Raw genomic sequence first — 19,638 nt, 5'->3', positions numbered from 1 at the left:
CTCCTGTTGTTCCCTGTCTGTCAAAGGCTATAAGCGTGAAAATGCATTGTTCTGATGCGGCGGAGCCACAAAATGTCCGGGGCCGACTTCGCGCAGAACCACACGTTCGGTCGCCTCGCCGCGTTTACGAATATTGCCGGGCATTTCATCCTGCAACAGCACGCGCTGACCGTGGCGGTGCGCGGGATCGGCCACCGGAACGGCGGCCATCAGCTTGCGGGTGTACGGATGCTGCGGGTTTTCAAACACCGCGCGGCGTGGGCCAATCTCGACGATTTGCCCCATGTACATCACCGCCACGCGATGACTGATGCGCTCCACCACCGCCATATCGTGCGAGATAAATAAGAACGCGATACCCAGCTCGCGCTGGAGATCGAGCAGCAAATTGATGATTTGCGCGCGAATAGAGACATCCAGCGCCGAGACGGATTCGTCGGCAATCACCACTTTCGGATTGAGAGCCAGCGCGCGGGCAATGCAGATGCGCTGACGCTGCCCGCCGGAAAATTCGTGCGGATAACGCCAGGCATGTTCCGGCTTTAATCCCACACGTTCTAGTAACCAGGCGACGCGACGCTGTCCCTCTTCACCTTTCAGCAGGCCATGCACCCGCAGCGGCTCCATGATCGAGTAACCGACCGTCTGGCGCGGATCGAGAGAGGCATACGGGTCCTGGAAAATAAACTGAATGTCACGACGCAGCGGCTGCAATTTACTGGCGGGCAAGGTGTCGATGCGCTCACCGTTAAAGGTAATGCTGCCTTCCTGCGACTCCACCAGCCTCAGCAATGCCCGTCCAGTGGTGGATTTACCACAGCCGGACTCGCCCACCAGCGCCAGCGTTTCGCCCGGCCAGAGATCAAAGCTAACGTTTTCGACGGCGTGCACTTCGCGCTTCACGCGGTTCAGCAGTCCACCGCGCAGCGGGAAACGGGTCACCAGATCGCGCACCTTAAGAATCGGCTCGCCCGGTACCACTGTGTCCTGTTCGGTTTCCTCACTTTGCGCCACGCCCGGCGAAATCAGCGGGAAGCGGCGCGGTAAATCGCTGCCGTTCATCGCGCCCAGTCGCGGCACCGCCGCCAGCAGCGCTTTGGTGTAAGGATGTTCCGGCGCATGAAAAATCTGTTCCACGCTGCCGGTTTCGACGGCTTCGCCCTGGTACATCACCAGCACCCGGTCGGCAATATCCGCCACCACGCCCATATCGTGGGTGATAAAAATCACCCCCATCTCCATCTCTTGTTGCAGCACTTTGATGAGCTGAAGGATCTGCGCCTGAATGGTCACATCCAGCGCGGTAGTCGGTTCATCGGCAATCAGCACCGCCGGACGGCACGACAGCGCCATCGCGATCATAACTCGTTGGCGCATCCCGCCGGAAAGCTGATGCGGATAACGCCCGAGGATGGTTTGCGCTTCAGGAATACGCACCAGTTCCAGCATGCGTTTGGCTTCCGCCAGCGCCTGCTCGCGGTTGAGTCCCTGATGCAATCGAATCGACTCGGCAATTTGTTCGCCCACCGGGAATACCGGGTTCAGCGAGGTCATCGGTTCCTGGAATATCATCGCCATATCCGCGCCGCGCACGCTCTGCATTTGCGACTGGCTGAGTTCGGTCAGATCGATAACCTGCTGATTGCGACGACGCAGCAGCAGACTGTCGCACTCGATAATCCCGCCCGCCTGTTCCAGCAAACGCATTAATGAGAGGGCCGTGACGGATTTACCGGAACCGGATTCACCGACAATTGCCAGCGTCTCGCCTCGCTTAAGGGAGAACGAAAGCTGTTTTACCGCCGGGACAGGCCGCCGCTCTTCCTGAAACGCGATGTTCAGGTTGTGGACGGCCAGAACTTCCCGGCTATCCAGACTGTTACTGTGCGGCACTCAACATCCCCTTATTCACGATAAATTCCCGTTGATGGCGCATCACCCGCGTAACCCCACGCGCGATACATCCCTTCACTGTTAAACGGCAACGCGATGTTGCCTTCGCGATCGACGGCAATCAGCCCACCGCTGCCGCCGAGCGCAGGCAGTTTTTCCATCACCACGCGCTCGCAGGCCTCTGCGAGGCTCAAATTACCGTAATCCATTAACGCGGCGATGTCATACGCCGCCAGCGTGCGAATAAAGACTTCGCCGGTGCCGGTGCAGGAGACCGCCACGCTGGCGTTATTGGCATAGCATCCCGCGCCCGGCAGAGGGCTGTCCCCTACCCGGCCAGGCAATTTGTTGGTCATACCGCCGGTCGACGTGGCTGCCGCGAGGTTGCCCTCTTTATCCAGCGCCACCGCACCGACGGTGCCCATTTTGGTGCTCTCATCCAGCGGTGCCGCGTGATCGAGTTGGGTTATCCCGGCGTCGCGCGCTTCCAGTAGTTGCTGATAACGCTCGGGCGTCGAGAAGGTATCGCCAGGCACCAGCGCCATGCCGTGTTGTGCTGCGAATTGCTCCGCCCCTGCGCCCGTCATCAGGACGTGCGGGCTTTGCTCCATCACCATACGCGCTGCCAGAATCGGATTGCGCAGATGACTAACACCCGCCACCGCGCCCGCTTTCAGGGTGTTTCCATCCATCACACAGGCGTCCAGCTCGTGAGTTTCGTCGCGGGTAAATACCGAACCAATGCCCGCGTTAAACAGCGGGCACTCTTCCAGCAAACGCACCGCCTCAGTGACGACATCCAGCGCGCTTTCGCCCGCCTCCAGCATCCGTTGGCCCGTTTCCACAATCGCAGACAGCGCATCAACATAGCGAATTTCCTGCTCCGGACTCAGCTTTGCTCGGGTAATCGCCCCCGCGCCGCCGTGAATTGCGATCACCGCATTACCCATTTCATCACCCATCAGCGTAAAGGCGCTGCTTTTCCTATAAATATCATTATCGTGGTCAGATCTTCAGATGAATTTTGAATATAGAAAGACGTAAGGGTGATGTAAAGGGTAAGGCCCTCTAAGCCTGTTGAGTCATACAGTTGAGAGCACTTTTCTGTCATAATGCCCACTTTCGCCGCTATCCCGCAGGAGTAACTCATGGATTTTACCGCCGGACTGATGCCGCTTGAAACGGCACTCGGACAGATGCTCGACAGAATCACCCCGCTGAAAGAGCATGAAACGCTGCCTTTGCTGCGCGGCTTTGGGCGCGTGCTGGCCAGTGACGTTGTCTCTCCGCTTAATGTGCCGGGGTTTGATAATTCGGCGATGGACGGTTACGCGGTGCGCCTTGCGGATATTCAGGCGGGAAATGCCTTACCGGTTGCCGGAAAAGCCTTCGCCGGCCAGCCCTTCCTGGGTGAGTGGCCGAAGGGTACCTGTATTCGCATCATGACCGGCGCACCGGTGCCTGACGGCTGCGACGCGGTGGTGATGCAAGAAGAGACCGAAAAGACCGACGCTGGCGTGCGCTTTACCGCCAGCGTCAAAGCGAACCAGAACATTCGCCGCGCCGGGGAGGATATCGCCCAGGGCGCGACCGTCTTCGCCGCCGGAACCAAACTGACCGTGGCGGAGCTGCCGGTGCTGGCGTCGCTCGGCATTCCTGACATCGACGTGGCGCGCAAAGTGCGCGTTGCGGTGTTCTCCACCGGCGATGAGCTACAGCTGCCGGGCCAGCCGTTGCAGGCGGGGCAAATCTACGACACCAACCGTCTGGCCGTGCATCTGATGCTGGAGCAACTGGGGTGCGAGGTGATTAACCTCGGTATTATTCCGGACGATCCGGAAAAACTGCGCGCGGCCTTTATCGAAGCGGATAAATCCGCCGACGTAGTGATCAGCTCCGGCGGCGTTTCCGTCGGCGAAGCGGATTACACCAAAACCATTCTCGACGAGCTGGGTGAAATCGGCTTCTGGAAACTGGCGATCAAACCAGGCAAACCTTTTGCCTTTGGCAAACTGGAACACAGCTGGTTCTGCGGCCTGCCGGGCAATCCGGTGTCGGCGGCACTGACGTTTTATCAGCTGGTGCAGCCGCTGCTGGCGAAACTCTCCGGTGACACGGCATCAGTCCTGCCCGTTCGTCAGCGCGTGCGTGCCGCGACAAGGCTGAAGAAATCGCCAGGGCGTCTGGATTTCCAGCGCGGCATTTTGGCACGTAATGCCAACAGCGAGCTGGAAGTGAGCACCACCGGACATCAGGGTTCGCATATCTTTAGCTCGTTCAGCCAGGGTAACTGCTTCATCGTGCTGGAGCGCGAGCGCGGGAATGTCGAAGCCGGTGAGTGGGTTGAGGTCGAAGCCTTTAACCATCTGTTCGGAGGCTAAGATGGCGGTGGAGTTGAACGACCAGGAGATGCTGCGCTATAACCGCCAGATCGTCCTGCGCGGATTTGATTTCGACGGGCAAGAGGCGCTGAAAGCGGCAAACGTGCTGGTCGTCGGACTGGGTGGTTTAGGCTGCGCCGCTGCGCAATACCTGGCGGCGGCGGGCGTCGGCAGTATGACCTTGCTGGATTTTGATACCGTGTCGGTGTCGAATTTACAGCGCCAGACGCTGCACAGCGATGCGACTATTGGCGAACCGAAAGTGGTTTCGGCGCGCGACGCACTGGCGAGAATCAACCCGAACGTTCAGTTTACCCTTATCGATGCAATGCTCGACGATGCGGCGCTGTCCGCACAAATCGCGCAGCACCATATCGTGCTCGACTGTACCGACAATGTGACCGTGCGTAATCAGCTCAACGCGGGCTGTTTTGCCCATAAAACGCCGCTGATTTCCGGAGCGGCGATTCGTATGGAAGGACAGATCAGCGTCTTTACCTACGCGGATGGCGAACCGTGCTATCGCTGTCTGAGCCGACTGTTTGGCGAGAATGCCCTCACCTGCGTGGAAGCGGGCGTGATGGCGCCGCTGGTCGGGGTGATCGGTTCATTGCAGGCGATGGAAGCGATTAAAGTGCTGGCGCATTACGGCACACCGGCCGCCGGGAAAATCGTGATGTACGACGCGATGACCTGTCAGTTTCGGGAGATGAAGCTGATGCGCAATTCGGGGTGCGAGGTGTGCGGGGGTTAAAACCTGTGCTGTGCGGTCTTGTGCCCTCACCCCAGCCCTCTCCCACGGGGAGAGGGAGAAAACATTAAAAACGGCAACGATGTTGCCGTTTTGCATTTACCTCGCCATCCGGCTTATTTGCATCAAATCGACGTACGACCAAACGCACTCTGCCAGTCCTGCTCAAACTTGACCACCGCCGCATCGACCGCTGGAGAAGTAATAAACTGCTGCGCCACGTCCAGCGGCAGGGTGATCGACTCGCAACCCGCCAGCATACAGTCCAGCGCCTGACGCGGGGTCTTGAAGCTCGCGGCCAGCACTTTGGCGTGCGGCGCGTGCAGCGTTAACAGTTGCTGAAGTTCCACCACGGTTTGAATCCCGTCACCGCCCTGCGCGTCCAGGCGATTCACGTACGGAGCGACATAATCTGCACCCGCTAACGCCGACAACATCCCCTGCGCCGCGCTGTACACCGCCGTCCCGAGCGTTGGAATGCCTTCCGCTTTCAGCATTTTGATCGCCGCCAGCCCTTCTGCCGTGACCGGCACTTTAACCACCAGATCGTTAATGATGGCGCGAAGCTTACGGGCGTCTTCCACCATGCCTTCTGCGGTGGTCGCCATTACCTGCGCGAACAGACGCCCTTTTCCGCCAAGCGCGTCGTGCAGCTCTGGCAACAACACGTCCAGCGGTTTTTTACCGGCGGCGACAATGCTTGGGTTGGTCGTTACGCCCGCTAACGGGAAAATGCGTGCCAGTTTTTTGACTGCGGCTACGTCAGATGTGTCGAGATAGAATTCCATGATGTCACCCTCAAAATTAACCTGCCGTAACACTACCACGTAAAAACCTTCCTCAGAGTTGACGCACATCAAAATAACTTTCATTCGAAAGTTATTTAATCTTCATACGCAACAAGAGGCGAAAATATGATCTTCAATATTCAGCGTTACTCCACCCACGACGGCCCAGGTATTCGTACCGTGGTGTTCCTGAAGGGCTGCTCTCTCGGCTGCCGCTGGTGCCAGAACCCGGAAAGCCGCTCCCGCACGCGAGATGTGCTGTTTGATGCGCGTCTGTGCCTCGAAGGCTGCGACCTGTGCCAACAGGCGGTTCCGGGAATTATCGACCGTGCGCTGAACGGACTGATCATCCATCGCGAAAAACTCAACGAAAGCCATCTCGACGCCCTCACCGACTGCTGCCCGACCCAGGCGCTGACGGTCTGCGGCGAGGAAAAACAGGTGGCCGACATTATGGCGACCGTCCTGCGCGACAAACCCTTTTACGATCGCAGCGGCGGCGGCATCACGCTCTCCGGAGGCGAACCCTTTATGAGCCCGGAGCTGGCCCATTCGCTGTTTAAAGCCAGCCACGAACAGGGCATTCACACCGCGGTTGAAACCTGCCTGCACGTGCCGTGGAGTTATATCGAACCCTCTTTGCCGTATGTTGATCTGTTCCTCGCCGACCTGAAACACGTCGATGCCGAGGTGTTTAAACAGTGGACCGACGGCTCGGCAAAACGCATCCTGGAAAATTTAAAACGCCTGGCCGCCGCCGGAAAACAGCTGACCATCCGCGTGCCGCTGATTCAGGGTTTTAACGCCGACGAAGCTTCGATTAAAGCCATCACCCGTTTCGCCGCCGACGAACTCAACGTCCGCGATATCCACTTTTTGCCGTACCACACCCTTGGCATGAACAAATACACCCTGCTAGACCTTCCCTACTCTGCCCCTGACAAACCGCTCGATAACCCTGAGTTACTGGATTTTGCCCAACAGTTTGCGGCCCAGAATGGGTTGACTGCGACCTTACGAGGATAATGTTATGACACAGCTGAATCTGAACACCCTGACAGACCGCATTAAGGCGCACAAAACCGCTCTGGTGCATATCGTGAAACCGCCGGTCTGTACCGAGCGCGCGCAGCACTACACCGAAATGTACCAGCAGCACCTGGACAAACCGATCCCGGTGCGTCGCGCCCTGGCGCTGGCCCATCATCTGGCCAACCGCACCATCTGGATCAAACATGACGAGCTGATTATCGGCAACCAGGCAAGCGTTGTGCGCGCCGCGCCGATCTTCCCGGAATACACCGTCTCGTGGATTGAAAAAGAGATCGACGATTTGGCCGACCGCCCGGGCGCAGGCTTCGCGGTGAGCGAAGAGAATAAGCGCGTGCTGCACGAGGTGTGCCCGTGGTGGCGCGGTCAGACGGTGCAGGATCGCTGCTACGGCATGTTTACCGACGAACAAAAAGGGCTGCTGGAAACCGGCATCATCAAGGCCGAAGGCAACATGACCTCCGGCGATGCGCATCTGGCGGTGAACTTCCCGCTGCTGCTGGAAAAAGGCCTCGATGGCATGCGCGCCAAAGTGGCGGAGCGCCGGACCCGCATCAACCTGACGGTGCTGGAAGATTTGCACGGCGATCAGTTCCTGAAAGCCATTGATATCGTGCTGGAAGCGGTCAGCCTGCACATCCAGCGTTTTGCCGCCCTGGCGCGTGAGATGGCGAGCAATGAGATCCGCGAAAGCCGCCGCGACGAGCTGCTGGCGATGGCGGAAAACTGTGATGTGATTGCCCACGAGCCGCCAAAAACCTTCTGGCAGGCGTTGCAGCTGTGCTATTTCATCCAGCTGATTCTGCAAATTGAGTCCAACGGCCACTCGGTTTCGTTCGCGCGTATGGACCAGTATCTCTATCCGTTTTACCGCCGTGACGTGGAGCTGAATAACACGTTAGGCCGTGAACAGGCGATTGAACTGCTGCACAGCTGCTGGCTGAAATTGCTGGAAGTGAACAAGATCCGCTCCGGTTCGCATTCGAAAGCATCGGCGGGCAGCCCGCTGTATCAGAACGTTACTATCGGCGGGCAGAAACTGGTGAACGGCGAGCCGATGGATGCGGTGAACCCGCTCTCCTATGCAATTCTGGAATCCTGCGGACGTCTGCGCTCCACCCAGCCAAACCTGAGCGTGCGTTATCACGCGGGGATGAGCAACGACTTCCTCGACGCCTGCGTGCAGGTGATCCGCTGCGGCTTCGGGATGCCAGCGTTTAACAACGACGAAATTGTTATCTCCGAGTTCATCAAACTCGGCGTCGAAAAAGAGGACGCTTACGATTACGCGGCAATCGGCTGCATCGAAACCGCCGTCGGCGGCAAGTGGGGCTATCGCTGCACCGGCATGAGCTTTATCAACTTCGCCCGCGTGATGCTGGCGGCGATGGAAGGTGGCCGCGATGCCACCAGCGGCAAGGTGTTCCTGCCGCAGGACAAAGCGCTGTCGGCGGGTAACTTCGAGAACTTCGACGAAGTGATGGCTGCCTGGGATAACCAGATCCGTTACTACACGCGTAAATCGATCGAAATCGAGTACGTGGTCGACACCATGCTGGAGGAGAACGTCCACGATATTCTCTGCTCGGCGCTGGTGGATGACTGCATTGAGCGCGCAAAAAGCATCAAACAAGGCGGCGCGAAGTATGACTGGGTGTCCGGTTTGCAGGTCGGTATCGCCAACCTCGGCAACAGCCTGGCGGCGGTGAAAAAACTGGTGTTCGAACAGGGAGCCATTGGTCAGCAACAGCTGGCGAAAGCGCTGGCAGAGGACTACGACGGTCTGACTCATGAGCAGCTGCGCCAGCGTTTGATCAACGGCGCGCCGAAGTACGGTAACGACGATGACAGCGTGGATCTTCTGCTGGCCCGTGCGTATGAAACCTATATTGAAGAGCTGAAGCAGTATCACAACCCGCGCTACGGTCGCGGTCCGATTGGCGGGAATTACTACGCGGGTACGTCGTCTATCTCCGCGAACGTGCCGTTTGGCGCAGCGACGATGGCAACGCCGGACGGCCGTAAGGCCCATACGCCGCTGGCGGAAGGAGCAAGTCCGGCTTCCGGCACCGATCACCTCGGCCCAACGGCGGTGATTGGCTCGGTCGGCAAGCTGCCAACCGAGGCGATTCTGGGCGGCGTGCTGCTGAACCAGAAGCTGAACCCGGCGACGCTGGAAAACGATTCAGACCGCCAGAAACTGATGGTGCTCCTGCGTACCTTCTTCGAGGTGCATAAAGGCTGGCATATTCAGTACAACATCGTGTCGCGCGAGACGCTGCTGGAAGCGAAGAAACATCCTGACCAGTATCGTGACCTGGTGGTGCGCGTCGCGGGCTATTCCGCATTCTTCACCGCCCTGTCGCCAGATGCGCAGGACGATATTATCGCCCGTACTGAGCATACGCTTTAACCTTCACGCCCGGTGGCGCTACGCTTACCGGGCCTACTTGCTTCTCCCCGTAGGCCGGGTAAGGCGCAGCCGCCACCCGGCGCTTTTACTTTCATTCGAAATAAATTTGTGGTTCGGGTCACATTGTTATTAGAATGTTGCTGGTCGCAGTAATATTCTGGAGAGCAATGTATGACCGTAAAAGTTATCGTCACCGATATGGACGGAACTTTCCTTGATGACGCCAAGCAGTACGATCGTGAACGCTTTATGGCGCAATTTCAGCAGCTTCAGGCCCGCGACATCGAGTTCGTGGTCGCCAGCGGGAATCAGTATTACCAGCTCATCTCCTTCTTCCCGGAACTGAAAGAACAGATCTCCTTCGTGGCGGAAAACGGCGCTCTGGTCTTCGATCACGGCGAGCAAATTTTTCACGGCGAACTGACGCGTCACGAATCTCAGATCGTGATCGGCGAATTACTGAAAGACAAACAGCTCAACTTCGTCGCCTGCGGGCTGGAGAGCGCCTACGTCAGCAAAAACGCGCCGGATGAATTCGTGGCGCTGATGTCCAAACACTACCACCGCTTACAGCGCATCAGCGACTATCAGGAGATCGACGACGTGCTGTTTAAGTTCTCCCTGAACCTGCCGGACAGCGATATTCCTGACCTCATCGACAAACTGCACGTCTCTTTAGACGGCATAATGAAACCCGTCACCAGCGGCTTCGGCTTTGTTGATTTGATCATTCCTGGCCTGCACAAAGCCAACGGCATCAGCCGCCTGCTGAAACGCTGGAATGCCTCTCCCCAGGAGTGCGTGGCGATTGGCGACAGCGGCAACGATGCGGAGATGCTCAAGCTAGTGAAATACTCGTTCGCTATGGGCAATGCGGCAGAAAGCATCAAAACCATCAGTAAATTCAACACCGATGACAATAACCACCAGGGTGCGCTGAACGTCATTCAGGCCGTGCTCGACAATACTGCTCCGTTTTAACCTCTGATTTCCTCTCTCGCCGGGGTAATACTCCGGCAGATCACTCTTTTTCCATCCTGTGCTATCCGTCAAGTTTTTAAACTTGCATTAACTTATTTTTAACTTAAAGTATCACTTGTAGATACTTTTACTTTCGAATGAAAGATAGCGAGGCAGTTATGACCTTCTCCAGTGAAATTTTGCCTGCGGACCACAAAGCCGCCATTCGCCAGTTAAAACGCGAGTTACGTGCCCAAATCGGTGACGTTCAGGGCGTTTTTGACCAGCTCAGCGATAAAATTGCCACCCGCGTGGCGGAAATCAACGCCCTGAAAACCAAGGGTGAAAGTGTGTGGCCGATCATTCCCTTCGAGGATGTGAAGAACGGGAAAATCACGGCAGCACAGCGTGAAGCCGTAAAACGCCGTGGTTGCGCGGTGATCAAAGGTCATTTCCCGCGCGAGCAGGCGCTGGCGTGGGATAACTCGATGCTCGACTATCTCGATCTCAACCAGTTTGACGAGGTGTACAAAGGGCCGGGGGATAACTTCTTCGGCACTCTGACCGCGTCGCGTCCGGAAATTTTCCCGATCTACTGGTCCCAGGCGCAGATGCAGGCGCGTCAGAGCGAAGAGATGGCGCAGGTGCAGTCGTTCCTGAACCGTTTGTGGACTTTTGAGAGCAACGGCAAACAGTGGTTCAACCCGGATGTCAGCGTGATCTACCCGGATCGCATCCGCCGTCGTCCGCCTGGCACCACCTCGAAAGGACTGGGCGCGCATACGGATTCTGGCGCGCTGGAGCGCTGGCTGCTCCCGGCCTATCAGCAGGTGTTTGCCCGTGTGTTTGACGGGAATATCGATCAGTACGATCCGTGGAATGCGGCGCACCGTACCGAAGTGGAAGAGTACACCGTGGATAACACCACCAAATGTTCGGTGTTCCGTACCTTCCAGGGCTGGACCGCGCTGTCGGATATGATCCCGAACCAGGGCCTGCTGCATGTGGTGCCGATCCCGGAAGCGATGGCCTACATTCTGCTGCGTCCACTGCTGGACGATGTGCCGGAAGATGAACTCTGCGGCGTTGCGCCAGGGCGCGTGCTGCCGGTCTCCGAGAAGTGGCATCCGCTGCTTATCGAAGCGCTGACCAGTATTCCGGCGCTGGAAGCGGGCGATTCAGTGTGGTGGCATTGCGATGTGATCCACTCCGTCGCGCCGGTGGATAATCAGCAGGGTTGGGGCAACGTGATGTACATTCCTGCCGCACCGATGTGCGAGAAAAACCTCGCCTACGCGCAGAAAGTCAAAGCGGCGCTGGAAACCGGCGCGTCACCGGGTGATTTCCCGCGCGAAGATTACGAGAAAACCTGGCAGGACCGCTTTACCCTGAACGATCTCAATATCCACGGGAAACGCGCGCTCGGCATGGCCTAAGCGTCGTAAAGCCCCTCCCGTTCCACGGCGGTGCGTCGTTTCCCCTGACGTATCCGCCGTACCGACTCCCGCACTGCCAGGGTGCCGTTCAGCAACAGCGTCCCGACCGGCGCGTCCGGGCGCATCAGCCTTTGCTGGAGCATATGCACTGCTTCAGTTCCCAGCTCATCACGCGGAACATGTACTGCCGTTAACGGCACATCCTGAATCGCGGCCAGATTAAAGCCATCGATACTCATCACCGACACATCCTGCGGGACGCGCAGACCGTGCTTTTGTAGCGCGCTAATAGTGCCCGCCGCCATAAAATCCCCACCAACCAAAAACGCCGTCGGCAGCGCTTTTTCCGCCATCTGACTCAGCCACTCGCTCACCTGCTGCTCAGTCTCTTTGGCGCTGAAACTCGGCACCACCAACAGATCGCGTTTGTCGTTAAACTTCAGATTATGACCGCGCCACGCATCGCGGATACCCGCCAGACGCAGCTCCATTGTGTAGCGGCGCAGACACAGAACGTTCATCACCTCGCGATGGCCCATCTCGAACAAATACTCTGCTGCCCGCTCGCCAATAGCGCGATGGTCTGGCGCCACGGCGGGCAGGCGCATCCGCTGGTCCCGGCAGTTAATCAGCATGCAGGGCTTGCCAATATCGACGGCCAGATCGTGAATATGCGGATCGTCGATGCCGAGCAGAATCGCCGCCTGAGTGTCGGTTTCATTCATTCGCGCGAGGAACAGCTGCGCGTCACTGTCGTTTTCTTCCAGTGCGCAATAGCGAAGCCGAACTTCGTGCGAAGCCAGTCCTTTGCTCACACTCTGGATCACGCGGTAGTAAAAGATATCAGACCGCTCATCAAACGCACGCTGCGGGGCGAAGACCACCAGGCTGTTGAGCAACAAACGTCCAGCGGCCATACCGTCCATGACGCCCAGCTCCCGCGCACATTCCAGCACTTTGGTTCGCGCTTTTTCACTGGTGTTCGACTTCCCGGCCAGCACGCGAGAAACGGTGCTGATCGAAAGCTGCGTGCGGGAGGCGATTTCAGCGATTTTGAGTCTTTTATCCATTTTGTGATCTCGCTCCATTTGCTAAATGAAAAAATTTTCATAACGTGAGATTGCGGTAACAGCAGGCTATATCGGCATCATGCCAAACTTCAACGCACACTTATGAGAAAGCTTGCACAAAATCCACTATTTCCCGTCCATTTTCTCCCTTAAGGTGAACTTGTCACACCACTTCCATACTAGTTGTATAGCAACTTGAAGTGATAAAACCGATAACGATCAAAGGCATAAAAACCGGTGTGACACCCGATACGTTCATCCCCTTACCGTCCGTCTTGTGGAGAGAAAAATGAGTCAGGACATTAATACCCCTGTCGTGGCGAGCAAAACCCGCCGCGTCGTGAAGAATCTGCGCTGGTACGTGCTGGTGCTGTTTTTACTGGGCGTCACCGTTAACTACATCACCCGAAACTCGTTAGGTATTCTGGCCCCAGAGCTGAAAGAGAGCATGGGGATCACCACCGAACAGTACTCCTGGATCGTCGGTGCCTTCCAGATTGCTTATACCCTGTTCCAGCCCCTGTGCGGCTGGCTGATTGACGTAATTGGCCTGAAGATTGGCTTTATGGTCTGCGCCGGGATTTGGGCGCTGATGTGCATTTTCCACGCCGGGGCAAACAGCTGGCTGCATCTGGCCATCTTGCGCTTCTTTATGGGCGCATCAGAAGCTGCCGCGACTCCGGCGAACGCCAAAACCATCGGGGAGTGGTTCCCGAAATCAGAGCGCCCGGTGGCTGCCGGTTGGGCAGGGGTCGGGTTCTCCATTGGTGCGATGTTGGCCCCGCCGATTATCTATTTCGCTCACGCCTCTTTTGGCTGGCAGGGCGCGTTTATGTTTACCGGCGTGCTTGCCCTGCTGTGGGTGATCCTGTGGTGGGCGTTCTACCACAACCCTGAGCAGCACCCGAATCTGGGCAAGGACGAACTGGACTACATCAAGCAGGATAACGAACCCCCTGCCGTGCGACTGCCGTTCCTGACCGCGCTGAAAACCGTCTCCAAAAACAAACGCTTTTACGGAATTGCTATTCCCGCCTTTATGGCGGAACCGGCCTGGGCCGTGCTGAGTTTTTGGGTGCCGCTGTATCTGGCGAAAGAGCACGGCATGGACCTGAAACAGATTGCGATGTTCGCCTGGCTGCCGTTCCTCGCCGCCGATCTGGGCAGCGTGGTCAGCGGCTACCTCACCCGCCTCTATACCCGCTGGTTCGGCTGCACCCGCGTGAACTCCGTCGTGGCAAGCTCCGTTACCGGTGCGTTCCTGATGATCTCCCTGGCCGCTGTCGCCATCACCCGTGACCCCTATATCACCATCGTGCTGATCTCCATCGGCGGTTTCGGCCATCAAATCATCTCCTGCATGTTAAGCGCCCTGGTGGTGGAGTCGTTCGATAAAGGCCAAATGGCGACCGTCAACGGTATGCGCGGCTCGGCGGCGTGGATCGCGAGCTTCCTGTTCTCTCTGTTAATTGGTGTGACCGCCGACAAAATCGGCTTCAACCCGCTCTTTATTGCCATGGGTTTCTTTGACCTGATTGGCGCTGTTTTCCTGGTGGCATTTATTGCTGAACGTCGCGCCAAGCGCGCCTGATAGTGGATGTATTGCATATGAAAACCCTGAAAAACTGGACCCTACTTGAACAGTCCGCGAACCATCTGGAACTGTTGGTCGATAGCCAGCACCGTCTGTGCCTGTATGTGCTGGAACAGAATCTGTTCCGCGTGCTGATCAAACGCAAAGGCGAGCTGTCGCTGGATAAAACCTGGAGCATCGCGCCAGATAAGGATGTGCCGTGGGAAGGTCGCCAGCGCGACGATCTCAGCGGATTCACCTGTCCGACATGGACGCTGACCCAGCAGGACGACACTCTGGTGGTTGCCACCGAACAGCTGCGCGTGACTGTCCATCAGCCTCTGTGGCTAGAGTGGCATTACCGTAATGAAGCCGGTGAGTGGCAGGAACTGGCGCACGACCGCCCGACCAGCGCCTACCTGCTGAACGCCCACGGCGACGGCGCAGCGCACTATCTCAGCCGTCGCAAGGACGAGCGTTTTTACGGTCTGGGCGAGAAAGCGGGCGATTTGCAGCGCAACGGTAAACGTTACGAGATGCGTAACCTCGACGCGATGGGCTATAACGCGGTCAGCACCGACCCGCTGTACAAGCATATTCCGTTCACCATCACCCGCCGCGACGACGTGAGCTATGGTTTGTTTTACGACAACCTGAGCAGCTGCTGGCTGGATCTGGGCAACGAAATCGACAACTACCACACGGCGTATCGCCGCTGGCAGGCCGAAGCGGGCGATATCGATTACTATATTTTCACCGGGAAACGCGTGCTGGACGTGACCAAAGCCTTTGTTCGTCTGACCGGGAAAACCCTGTTTGGCCCGAAATGGAGCCTCGGCTACAGCGGATCGACCATGCACTACACCGACGCACCGGACGCGCAAAATCAGCTGATGAACTTCATCCGCCTGTGCGAAGAGCACGCAATTCCGTGCGATTCGTTCCAGCTGTCGTCCGGGTATACCTCGATCAACGGCAAGCGTTACGTCTTCAACTGGAACTACGACAAAGTGCCGCAGCCGAAGGTGATGAGCCAGGCGTTCCACGACGCAGGCCTGAAGCTCGCGGCGAACATCAAGCCGTGCCTGCTGCAGGATCATCCACGCTATAACGAAGTGGCAGAACGCGGCTTGTTTATCCGTGATTCAGAAACCGATGCGCCAGAACGTTCCAGCTTCTGGGATGACGAAGGGTCGCACCTCGACTTTACCCATCCGCAGACCATTCAGTGGTGGCAGGAAGGCGTAACCACGCAACTGCTGGAAATGGGTATCGACTCCACCTGGAACGACAACAACGAGTTTGAAGTCTGGGACGGGGAAGCATGCTGCCACGGATTTGGTCAGGAGATTGCGATCAAGCATATCCGCCCGGTGATGCCGTTGCTGATGATGCGCGCCTCGATGGAAGCTCAGCAGCGTTTTGCCCCGGACAAACGTCCGTACCTGATCTCCCGCTCCGGCTGCGCCGGTATGCAGCGCTACGTTCAGACCTGGAGCGGCGACAACCGCACCAACTGGGACACCCTTCGCTATAACACCCGCATGGGGCTGGGCATGAGCCTCTCCGGGCTGTTTAACGTCGGACACGATGTCGGCGGTTTCTCCGGCGATAAACCAGATGCCGAGCTGTTTGTGCGCTGGGTGCAAAACGGCGTGATGCATCCGCGCTTTACCATTCACTCATGGAATGACGATCACACTGTGAATGAGCCGTGGATGTATCCGGGCGTGACACCTGCCATTCGCGGTGCGATTGAACTGCGCTATCGCCTGCTGCCGTATCTCTACACCCTGCTGTGGCAGGCCCATGCAGATGACGAGCCGATGCTGCGCCCGACCTTCCTCGATCACGAGCATGACGCGCAAACGTTCGAAGAGTGTGACGATTTCCTGCTGGGTCGCGATGTGCTGGTTGCCAGCGTGGTCGAACAAGGCCAGCGCGAGCGCCGCCTCTGGCTGCCGGATAACGAAACCGGCTGGTACGATTTTTACACTCATGAATGGTTCTCCGGCGGTCAGTGGATCGTCCGTGATGCACCATTGGAAAAACTGCCGCTACTGGTACGCGCCGGTGCGGGTCTGCCGCTCAGCGAACGCATCACCCATGTGAGCGCCGCGAAAGACGATACCCGCGAGCTGAAATTATTCCCGCTGAAAGGCGTGGGTACGACATCTGGTCTGCTGTTTGAAGACGACGGCGAAAGCTGGGGTTATCAGAAAGGCAATGCGCTGTGGCTGGAGTGGGAGATGGTGTGCGAAGGCTCAACTATCAACTTGAACGTGACGGCGCGCGGGGATTATCGTCCGGCGTGGAAAGCGCTGAAGGTGTCGTTACCAGTGGGTGAGAAACGTCAGTTGTTGATCAACGGGATTGAGCAGAGTGAGTGGGCTTTGTAGCCGTTGATTGCCGGGTGGCGGCTTCGCCTTACCCGGCCTACGGGATCGGTGTGGTTTGATGCCCTCACCCCAACCCTCTCCCACAGGGAGAGGGAGAAAACATTAAAAACGGCAACCCTTGGGTTGCCGTTTTGCATTGACCTTGTAGGCCGGGTAAGCGTGAGCGCCACCCGGCTTTACTGCATTAATTATCGATACCTTTACTGCGCAGGTAATCTTCGTAATTACCGGTGAAGTCCACGATGCGTTCCGGCGTAATCTCAATCACGCGGGTTGCCAGGGAGCTCACAAATTCACGGTCGTGGGAAACGAAGATCAGGGTGCCCTGATACATTTCCAGCGCCATGTTCAGCGATTCGATAGATTCCATATCCAGGTGGTTGGTCGGTTCGTCCATGATGAGGATGTTTGGTTTTTCCATCATCAGTTTACCGAACAGCATGCGACCCTTTTCACCACCAGAAAGCACTTTAGCAGGCTTTTTGATGTCGTCCTGGCTGAACAGCAGACGGCCCAGAATACCGCGCACGACCTGCTCGTCGTCGCCTTCCTGCTTCCACTGGCTCATCCAGTCGAAGACGGTCAGATCGTTTTCGAATTCGTATTCGTGATCCTGCGCGTAATAACCAAGCTGGGCGTTTTCAGACCATTTCACCGTACCGTGGTCAGGCGTCAGTTCGCCCACCAGGGTTTTCAGCAGGGTTGATTTACCCACGCCGTTCGCACCCAGTACCGCAATTTTCTCGCCCACTTCCAGCAGCAGATTGAGTTTTTTGAACAGCGGGCCATTATCAAAACCTTTCGCCAGCGCTTCCACTTCCAGCGCATTACGGAACAGTTTCTTGTCCTGCTCGAAGCGAATGAATGGGTTCTGACGGCTGGAAGCTTTCACTTCATCCAGCTTAATTTTGTCAATCTGACGCGCACGAGAAGTTGCCTGACGTGACTTAGAGGCGTTGGCGCTAAAGCGGCTGACGAAGGATTGCAGATCAGCAATCTGCGCTTTTTTCTTGGCGTTATCAGACAACAGGCGTTCACGCGCCTGAGTCGCCGCCGTCATGTACTCGTCGTAGTTGCCCGGATAAACGCGCAGCTCGCCGTAGTCCAGATCGGCCATGTGGGTGCAGACCATGTTCAGGAAGTGACGGTCGTGCGAAATGATGATCATGGTACTGCCACGTTCGTTCAGCACCTGCTCCAGCCAGCGAATGGTGTCGATGTCCAGGTTGTTCGTCGGTTCATCGAGCAGCAGAATTTCTGGATTGGAGAACAGCGCCTGCGCCAGAAGCACACGCAGCTTCCAGCCTGGTGCGACTTCGCTCATCAGGCCGTAATGTTGCTCCACCGGAATACCGACGCCGAGCAGCAGTTCACCGGCACGTGACTCCGCAGAGTAGCCGTCCATTTCACCGTAAAGCACTTCAAGATCGGCCACTTTATAGCCGTCTTCTTCGCTCATTTCAGCCAGCGCGTAGATGCGGTCGCGCTCTTGCTTCACTTCCCACAGTTCCCCGTGTCCCATGATCACGGTGTCGAGCACTGAAAACTCTTCAAAGGCGAACTGATCCTGACGCAGCTTACCGAGGCGCTCATTAGGGTCGAGCGACACGTTGCCAAGCGTCGGCTCTAAATCGCCGCCGAGAATTTTCATAAAGGTGGATTTTCCGCTACCGTTGGCACCAATCAGGCCGTAACGGTTGCCGCCGCCAAATTTGACGGAAATGTTTTCGAACAGCGGCTTACTGCCAAACTGCATAGTGATGTTGCTGGTAACTAACACGGAGAGATTCCTGCGAAAAAGTGTGATAAACACGGCATTATGCCACAATTCCGAATTGAGATCCCGTGTTGCAACGAAGCACTAAACTTTAACAAAATCGAAAAAAATGTGATTTCGTACACATCTGAATTCCATGCGCGAGGGAATGCACATATAATGCGCTCCCATCAATGATTCAGACTCATCAACTAATCGCCAGAGTGGCAAAGATACCTCGCATAACATGAATATGAAATTATCAACGCTTTTTGCGGCGGCGTTAGCCGTAGTAGGTTTTTGCAATACCGCTTCTGCGGTGACTTATCCGCTGCCGACAGACGGTAGCCGTCTGGTGGGTCAAAACCAGGTGGTTATTGTTCCGGAAGGCAACTCACAGCCGCTGGAATATTATGCCGCTGAGTACCAATTGGGCCTGTCCAACATGCTGGAAGCAAACCCCGGCGTTGACCCGTATCTGCCTAAAGCGGGTACGGTGTTGAACATCCCTCAGCAGCTGATTCTGCCGGATACCGTCCATGAAGGTATTGTGATCAACAGTGCCGAAATGCGCCTGTATTACTACCCGAAAGGCACCAATACCGTCATCGTTCTGCCGATTGGTATCGGTCAGTTGGGTAAAGACACCCCGCTGAACTGGACCACCAAAGTAGAGCGTAAGAAAGCGGGCCCAACCTGGACGCCGACTGCCAAAATGCACGCCGAGTACATCGCTGCCGGTGAACCGCTGCCAGCCGTTGTGCCTGCCGGCCCGGACAACCCTATGGGTCTGTACGCGCTGTACATTGGCCGTCTGTATGCTATCCACGGCACCAACGCGAACTTTGGTATTGGTCTTCGCGTGAGCCACGGCTGTGTGCGTCTGCGTAACGACGATATCAAATTCCTGTTCGAGAATGTTCCGGTCGGTACTCGCGTCCAGTTCATCAACGAACCGGTCAAAGCGACCTCCGAGCCGGATGGCAGCCGCTATATCGAAGTGCATAACCCGCTGTCCACCAGCGAAGATCAGATTAACAACAACGAAATCGTACCGATTAACCTGAAAAGCAACATCCAGGCTGTGACCAGCCAGGCGGACGTTGAACCGACGGTTGTTGATCAGGCGGTGCAGAACCGTTCCGGTATGCCGGTACGTTTGAATTGA

General features: G+C 56.9%; 14 protein-coding genes. 9 read left to right on the top strand and 5 right to left on the bottom strand.

Annotated elements, in window-relative coordinates; translation table 11 throughout:
* Positions 1–27 precede the first annotated feature (27 nt).
* Both gsiA and iaaA read right to left on the bottom strand, forming a co-directional pair.
* A complete protein-coding gene (gsiA, locus tag JBO43_RS17445) occupies positions 28–1,893 on the bottom strand; it encodes a glutathione ABC transporter ATP-binding protein GsiA (protein ID WP_202674786.1) in 1,866 nt (621 codons plus the stop codon).
* 11 nt (positions 1,894–1,904) lie between these two features.
* A complete protein-coding gene (iaaA, locus tag JBO43_RS17440; protein WP_103946977.1) occupies positions 1,905–2,843 on the bottom strand; it encodes a beta-aspartyl-peptidase in 939 nt (312 codons plus the stop codon).
* A gap of 198 nt (positions 2,844–3,041) precedes the next feature.
* On the opposite strand from iaaA, the gene moeA reads away from it, so the two are divergent.
* Both moeA and moeB read left to right on the top strand, forming a co-directional pair.
* On the top strand, positions 3,042–4,274 hold the full coding sequence (moeA, locus tag JBO43_RS17435) for a molybdopterin molybdotransferase MoeA (protein ID WP_202674785.1): 1,233 nt from the start codon (positions 3,042–3,044) through the stop codon (positions 4,272–4,274).
* A gap of 1 nt (position 4,275) precedes the next feature.
* Complete coding sequence (moeB, locus tag JBO43_RS17430; RefSeq protein WP_103948748.1) at positions 4,276–5,028, top strand: molybdopterin-synthase adenylyltransferase MoeB; 753 nt, start codon at positions 4,276–4,278, stop codon at positions 5,026–5,028.
* 122 nt (positions 5,029–5,150) lie between these two features.
* Here moeB and fsa read toward each other — a convergent pair whose 3' ends face one another.
* Entirely contained in the window at positions 5,151–5,813 is a 663-nt protein-coding gene (gene fsa, locus JBO43_RS17425) for a fructose-6-phosphate aldolase (RefSeq protein ID WP_103946978.1), read from the bottom strand.
* Positions 5,814–5,939: 126 nt separating this feature from the next.
* On the opposite strand from fsa, the gene JBO43_RS17420 reads away from it, so the two are divergent.
* The 4 genes from JBO43_RS17420 (at position 5,940) to JBO43_RS17405 (ending at position 11,672) form a co-directional block, all read left to right on the top strand.
* Positions 5,940–6,839, top strand: a complete 900-nt coding sequence (locus tag JBO43_RS17420; protein ID WP_202674784.1) for a glycyl-radical enzyme activating protein — start codon at positions 5,940–5,942, stop codon at positions 6,837–6,839.
* A gap of 4 nt (positions 6,840–6,843) precedes the next feature.
* Positions 6,844–9,276: a formate C-acetyltransferase/glycerol dehydratase family glycyl radical enzyme gene (locus JBO43_RS17415; RefSeq protein WP_202674783.1), complete on the top strand. Its 2,433-nt coding sequence runs from the start codon at positions 6,844–6,846 to the stop codon at positions 9,274–9,276.
* A 171-nt stretch (positions 9,277–9,447) separates the two neighbouring features.
* A complete protein-coding gene (locus JBO43_RS17410) occupies positions 9,448–10,257 on the top strand; it encodes a Cof-type HAD-IIB family hydrolase (RefSeq protein WP_202674782.1) in 810 nt (269 codons plus the stop codon).
* 158 nt (positions 10,258–10,415) lie between these two features.
* Positions 10,416–11,672 (top strand): DUF1479 domain-containing protein, encoded by a 1,257-nt coding sequence (locus JBO43_RS17405; protein WP_202674781.1) that lies wholly within the window; start codon positions 10,416–10,418, stop codon positions 11,670–11,672.
* On the opposite strand, the gene JBO43_RS17400 is transcribed toward JBO43_RS17405, so the two are convergent.
* The gene (locus JBO43_RS17400) at positions 11,669–12,742 is read right to left on the bottom strand and encodes a LacI family DNA-binding transcriptional regulator (protein ID WP_202674780.1); all 1,074 of its coding nucleotides are present in this window, start codon (positions 12,740–12,742) and stop codon (positions 11,669–11,671) included. The two genes, JBO43_RS17405 and JBO43_RS17400, sit on opposite strands and share 4 nt — an antisense overlap.
* Before the next feature lie 289 nt (positions 12,743–13,031).
* Here JBO43_RS17400 and JBO43_RS17395 point away from each other — a divergent pair, with 289 nt between their 5' ends.
* Positions 13,032–14,333, top strand: a complete 1,302-nt coding sequence (locus tag JBO43_RS17395) for an MFS transporter (RefSeq protein ID WP_095281360.1) — start codon at positions 13,032–13,034, stop codon at positions 14,331–14,333.
* A gap of 17 nt (positions 14,334–14,350) precedes the next feature.
* The gene (locus JBO43_RS17390) at positions 14,351–16,714 is read left to right on the top strand and encodes a glycoside hydrolase family 31 protein (protein WP_202674779.1); all 2,364 of its coding nucleotides are present in this window, start codon (positions 14,351–14,353) and stop codon (positions 16,712–16,714) included.
* Positions 16,715–16,898: 184 nt separating this feature from the next.
* Here the strand turns inward: JBO43_RS17390 and JBO43_RS17385 are convergent, their stop codons facing one another.
* Positions 16,899–18,494: an ABC-F family ATPase gene (locus tag JBO43_RS17385; protein WP_103946926.1), complete on the bottom strand. Its 1,596-nt coding sequence runs from the start codon at positions 18,492–18,494 to the stop codon at positions 16,899–16,901.
* 223 nt (positions 18,495–18,717) lie between these two features.
* Between JBO43_RS17385 and ldtB the strand changes: the two genes are divergently transcribed.
* Positions 18,718–19,638, top strand: coding sequence for a L,D-transpeptidase LdtB (gene ldtB, locus JBO43_RS17380; RefSeq protein WP_095281357.1), 921 nt, complete (start codon positions 18,718–18,720; stop codon positions 19,636–19,638).

This window comes from Lelliottia jeotgali, from assembly GCF_016771845.1.
GTDB classification, from domain to species: Bacteria; Pseudomonadota; Gammaproteobacteria; order Enterobacterales; family Enterobacteriaceae; genus Enterobacter; species Enterobacter jeotgali.
This window is presented reverse-complemented; position numbering and strand designations above follow the sequence as displayed.

Coding starts and splice junctions, on each gene's coding strand:
- iaaA (WP_103946977.1), bottom strand. CDS start 2,843: ATGGGTAATGCGGTGATCGCAATTCACGGCGGCGCGGGGGCGATTACC.
- moeA (WP_202674785.1), top strand. CDS start 3,042: ATGGATTTTACCGCCGGACTGATGCCGCTTGAAACGGCACTCGGACAG.
- moeB (WP_103948748.1), top strand. CDS start 4,276: ATGGCGGTGGAGTTGAACGACCAGGAGATGCTGCGCTATAACCGCCAG.
- fsa (WP_103946978.1), bottom strand. CDS start 5,813: ATGGAATTCTATCTCGACACATCTGACGTAGCCGCAGTCAAAAAACTG.
- JBO43_RS17420 (WP_202674784.1), top strand. CDS start 5,940: ATGATCTTCAATATTCAGCGTTACTCCACCCACGACGGCCCAGGTATT.
- JBO43_RS17415 (WP_202674783.1), top strand. CDS start 6,844: ATGACACAGCTGAATCTGAACACCCTGACAGACCGCATTAAGGCGCAC.
- JBO43_RS17410 (WP_202674782.1), top strand. CDS start 9,448: ATGACCGTAAAAGTTATCGTCACCGATATGGACGGAACTTTCCTTGAT.
- JBO43_RS17405 (WP_202674781.1), top strand. CDS start 10,416: ATGACCTTCTCCAGTGAAATTTTGCCTGCGGACCACAAAGCCGCCATT.
- JBO43_RS17400 (WP_202674780.1), bottom strand. CDS start 12,742: ATGGATAAAAGACTCAAAATCGCTGAAATCGCCTCCCGCACGCAGCTT.
- JBO43_RS17395 (WP_095281360.1), top strand. CDS start 13,032: ATGAGTCAGGACATTAATACCCCTGTCGTGGCGAGCAAAACCCGCCGC.
- JBO43_RS17390 (WP_202674779.1), top strand. CDS start 14,351: ATGAAAACCCTGAAAAACTGGACCCTACTTGAACAGTCCGCGAACCAT.
- ldtB (WP_095281357.1), top strand. CDS start 18,718: ATGAATATGAAATTATCAACGCTTTTTGCGGCGGCGTTAGCCGTAGTA.